At 45.2% G+C, this 5,112-nt stretch carries 3 protein-coding genes; 1 reads left to right on the top strand and 2 read right to left on the bottom strand.

The window, feature by feature from the left end; genetic code table 11:
• Window positions 1–1,992: transketolase (gene tkt, locus L0J61_RS09175; RefSeq protein ID WP_301466144.1), on the bottom strand; the 1,992-nt coding region annotated here is incomplete at its 3' end.
• A gap of 307 nt (window positions 1,993–2,299) precedes the next feature.
• A complete protein-coding gene (gene serS / locus L0J61_RS09170; RefSeq protein WP_301466143.1) occupies window positions 2,300–3,589 on the bottom strand; it encodes a serine--tRNA ligase in 1,290 nt (429 codons plus the stop codon).
• A gap of 681 nt (window positions 3,590–4,270) precedes the next feature.
• Between serS and L0J61_RS09165 the strand changes: the two genes are divergently transcribed.
• The gene (locus L0J61_RS09165; RefSeq protein WP_301466142.1) at window positions 4,271–4,930 is read left to right on the top strand and encodes a YcxB family protein; all 660 of its coding nucleotides are present in this window, start codon (window positions 4,271–4,273) and stop codon (window positions 4,928–4,930) included.
• The last annotated feature ends 182 nt before the right edge of the window (window positions 4,931–5,112 follow it).

The following is a 5,112-nucleotide window of genomic DNA, read 5'->3' as shown; positions in this document are numbered from 1 at the left end:
TAGGCCATTTACCGCTTCAACCACAGCGTCAGTCGTGATGCCGAACTCTTTATACAAATCACTTGCAGGGGCAGATTCGCCATAAGTGGTCATGCCGATGACTTTGCCATCTAGACCAACAAACTTATACCAGTAATCCACATGCGCGGCTTCTACTGCGACACGAGCACGGGTATTGCTTGGCAATACAGCTTCACGATAGTTGCTGTCTTGCTCAACGAAAATCTCAGCACATGGCATAGACACCACACGTACACCAACACCATTTGCGCTTAGTGTCTCGTACGCTTCCATCGCTAGACCAACTTCTGAGCCCGTCGCGATGATGATCGCTTGTAGCTCGCCCTGCTCTTTTGCCAGTACATAACCACCTTTGGTGATGTTGGCTACTTGCTCGCTGTCACGTGCTTGATGTGGCAAGCTCTGACGGCTGAAGATTAACGCTGATGGGTTGTTTTCAGACTTGATCGCCTCTACCCAAGCGCTAGCCGATTCAGTCGCATCACACGGACGCCATGTGCGTAGATTTGGTGTAGTACGTAAGCTAGTCAACTGCTCAACTGGCTGGTGCGTTGGACCATCTTCACCCAAACCAATAGAGTCATGCGTGTAGACGTGAATGACGCGCTGCTTCATGAGTGCGCCCATGCGTACCGCGTTACGTGCGTACTCCATAAACATTAGGAATGTCGCTACGTAAGGAATAAAGCCACCATGTAAGGCAATGCCATTAGCAATAGCTGTCATACCAAACTCGCGCACGCCATAATAGATATAGTTACCGTCAGCATCTTTTTCGATGCCTTTCGCGCCTTTAAATAGCGTCAAATTCGAGCCTGCAAGATCGGCTGAGCCGCCCATGAGTTCTGGCAGTAACGGCTGCAAGGTATTGATAGCGTTTTGACTGGCTTTACGACTGGCAACATCACCGCCTTGCGCTTGAGTTTGCTGAATGTATTCTTGCGCTTGACTGTCAAAGTTCGTTGGTAGCTCGCCCTCTAGACGACGCAATAATTCTGCCGCCAACTCAGGATATGCCTTTTTATAATTCTCAAAGTCAGCGTCCCAGTTCTTTTGTAGCACATCGCCTTTTGGCTTGGCATCCCACGCTTCGTAGATTTCATCATCTAGCTCGAACGGTGCATGTTTCCAAGATAGCGCATCACGAGTTAAGACGATTTCATCATCTCCTAGTGGCGCACCATGACTAGAAGCTAGGCCTTGCTTGTTCGGGCTACCAGCACCGATAGTTGTTTTACAAATGATTAGACTTGGCTTAGCAGTCTCTGCAAGCGCTTGTTCAGTTGCTTGCGTAATCGCATTGGTATCGTGACCATCGACTTTAATGACCTGCCAACCGTACGATTCAAAACGAGCTTCGGTGTCATCAGTGAACCAACCTTCGACATTACCGTCGATAGAGATACCATTATCATCGTAGAAGAAGACCAACTTACCAAGACCTAACGTGCCAGCCAGTGAACAAACTTCATGGCTGATACCTTCCATCAAGCAGCCATCACCCAAGAATGCATAAGTGTTGTGATCAACGATGTTGTGACCTTCACGGTTGAACTGTGCCGCCAGTGTCTTTTCTGCAATTGCAAATCCAACGGCATTGGCAATACCTTGCCCTAATGGGCCAGTCGTCGTTTCTACACCTGGCGTATAACCAAGCTCAGGATGACCTGGCGTTTTCGAGTGCAACTGTCGGAAACCTTTCAGGTCATCGACGCTCAAATCATAGCCAGATAGATGTAACAATGAATAGATAAGCATCGATCCATGACCGTTCGACAGTACGAAACGATCACGGTTGTGCCAACTTGGATCAGCGGGATTGTGCTTCAAAAACTTGCGCCACAAAACCTCGGCGATATCAGCCATACCCATTGGCGCACCCGGATGTCCAGAGTTGGCTTTTTGAACCGCGTCAAACGACAGCACACGGATGGCATTGGCTAGTTTACGTTCGCTAATTGGGGTAGGCATAGAGTGTCCTAGTATTGGGCTAAGAGGAAAATTTACTCAAAAATTTATAGTCATAAGGGCGCCAAATGCGCCCCTAACTTATAGACTAACTAATCAAAGTGCAATGTTATCATATTTGCTATAAACCAAGCCAAAAATGAGATGACGAGACCGTTTATATTTCTCAATGACTTACATCAGTTCTGTTAAACGACAGACGAACATATCACCCAAGTTAGCACTGGCAAGTACTGAGCCTGCAAGTGTCGAGCCGGCAAGTACTAAACCACTGATGATCCGAATAACTAGTAGACCATCAATTAGCAGGCTACTTAGCTGAAATAGCCTCAGCACCACCCATGAATGGACGCAACACTTCTGGAATAGTAATACTACCGTCAGCATTTTGATGATTTTCCATCACTGCGAGTAGCGTACGACCGACAGCCAAACCTGAACCATTGAGCGTGTGTGCAAGCGTGGTTTTCTTACCATCTTTGACACGCGTGCCCATGCGGCGCGCTTGGAAATCACCGCAGTTAGAGCAGCTAGATATTTCACGATAGGTATCTTGGCTAGGCAACCACACTTCGATATCATAGGTTTTTTGCGCGCTAAAGCCCATATCACCTGTACATAACTGCACCACACGATATGGTAAATCAAGCTGCTGCAATACGTACTCTGCTTGTCCGGTCATCGCTTCAAGTAGCTCGTCAGACTGCTCAGCGGTTCCGATGTTGACCATTTCAACTTTTTCGAACTGGTGCTGACGAATTAAACCGCGAGTATCACGACCATGCGAGCCCGCCTCACTACGGAAACAAGGTGTATGAGCGGTAAACTTCAATGGCAATGCTTTGATATCCAAACGCTCGCCCCGTACCAAGTTGGTCATAGGTACTTCAGCGGTCGGAATCAAATAAAAATCTGTGCCATCATTGTTGGTATGATTGGTCAATTTAAACAAATCATCTTCAAACTTAGGCAGCTGCCCTGTGCCTTTTAGGCTTTCAGAGTTTACAATATAAGGCACATAAGTCTCAGTATAGCCATACTTGATGGTATGGGTGTTAAGCATAAACTGGATCAACGCACGATGCATTTGTGCTAGCTGTCCTCTGAGCACATTAAAGCGACTGCCGGTCAGCTTGGTCGCCGCTTCAAAATCTAGCATCTCAAGCGTTTCACCGATATAAGTGTGATCTTGAATGTCAAAGTCAAACGCGCGCGGCGTCCCCCACGTACGTACTTCGACGTTATCCTCTTCTGCCGCACCGACTGGTACATCTGCTGCGGGGATATTAGGGATTTGCAAGGCTGCTTGGGTGATACGTTCTTGTAGAGTACGCAGCTCATCTTCAGCCGTTTTAATATCGCCGCTAACGCTTTGCATCTCAGCCAACAGCTCACTAGCGTCTTCGCCTACTTTTTTTAGCGCGCCTACTTGTTTGGCACCAGCATTACGACGAGATTGCAGCTCTTCGGTTTTGACTTGCAGCGATTTTCGCTCGGTTTCGATATTTTGCCAAAACGCCATATCAAGCTCATAACCACGGGTGGTCAATTGCTGTTGTAAATCACTTAAATCGCCGCGTAAGAGTTTCGGATCAATCATATTAGTTGCCTGTGACGCTGATTATGAATAAATAATGCTGAGTATGAATAGATTATAAATAAGTATTGTCAGGGCCTGCTGAACCTGCCCCTAGTATAAGGTGTATCAAATAGCTGGAGTGAATAACAGAACGTATCTGCCATCTTTCACCTTTGACTTTTCGATATCGATATCTGCCTGATCAATATCTTCTTAATCAAAATAAAAATGTGGCTGTATCACCCGTAAATCAACTCGAAAAACAGCTGCCTTTTTAACTCCGCTGAGACCTCATTCTGGCTCATGTTGCCTACGAGAATATACGGTAGTCGCTATAATACCAAGACCCAACAGATTTGACCATGTTTTGACTATATTTTAGTCCTATTTGAATAAGCTTATCGTGTGTCGTATTGGCTCAATATTGCCTCGCCCATCCTTTATTATTTTATTATTACCCCGTACCTGCTGGCTCAATATATACTGAAGCATCAAACACCACTTCAAACGGTATTTATCGTGATAAATCCTCAAAAACATGACGTCAATAAAGACGTTGAGACGCTTATTTGTTTCATTTAAGGACACTTTTCGGTAAGATAAGCGCATCACTTTATTTCCACTCTAGCCAAATCTGGCGTTGCCGCTTCGCTTTGGCAATTTAAATTCAACGCTTTTATCATAAGTATTTGAGAAACCTTTATGGCCCTGTATCCCTACACACTACAACCTATTGCCTTAAACTTAACCGAGGCTGAATTCCATCAAGCACAGTATGAACTGTATGCCAGCGCCAGCCCTTCTTTTGGTCTATCAAGCCTAAAAACCAAAGAATGGATTATTATGGCAGTAGTCGTGGCACTAGCGATTGCAGGGCTGGTCTTTGTCACTGGCTACTCTACTATTATCTTTTGGTTGATGTTAGTTTCAGTCGTCATTTACCTTCTGGCTCGTACGCTTGGCTTTAAATGGTATGTCAAAAAAGAGTTTGAAAAACAAGTGGCCGATCAAGAAATGCCAGATGAAATGCGCCAAATGAAGCTGGGCGTCCAAAAGCATGGCTTAGTCATGGCAATGCCAAGTCAGCAGCCAGAGATGATGAAGAATTCACAAATGCGCGGTATGCAAATGCGTGCAGGCGCTACTCAACAAGCTGTCGTCCCATGGACTTCTATAAAGAGCTGGGATGAGACCGATGACTATATAATTATGATGTTTGAAGTAAAAGGCCAGCAAGGCAGTCAAATTGTGCCAAAGCGCCTCCAAGCTCAAAAATTTCCGATTGACACCGTACGTCAACATTTACAAGAAGTTATTCCAGTTAAAGGGTTAAACCCTGAAAACTTGCAAGCACCGGCATAAAGGAACGCATACTCGCTCTTGCACCCAAGATGCAAGAGCACGGCTCTTCTATTAATAAAACCAATTGCGTGATTGTATATATTGAATTTAATTTATCTATAGTGGTTTGCTATCATACTAGTCATAAAGAAGACGAAAGACTTCAGAAATTCTAATATAAATACACATTTTTTAACGGTGCT

This window comes from Psychrobacter sp. (genome assembly GCF_030457785.1).
GTDB lineage: Bacteria > Pseudomonadota > Gammaproteobacteria > Pseudomonadales > Moraxellaceae > Psychrobacter.
The sequence above is the reverse complement of the archived record's forward strand: the minus strand, read 5'-3'. Positions and strand labels throughout refer to the sequence as shown.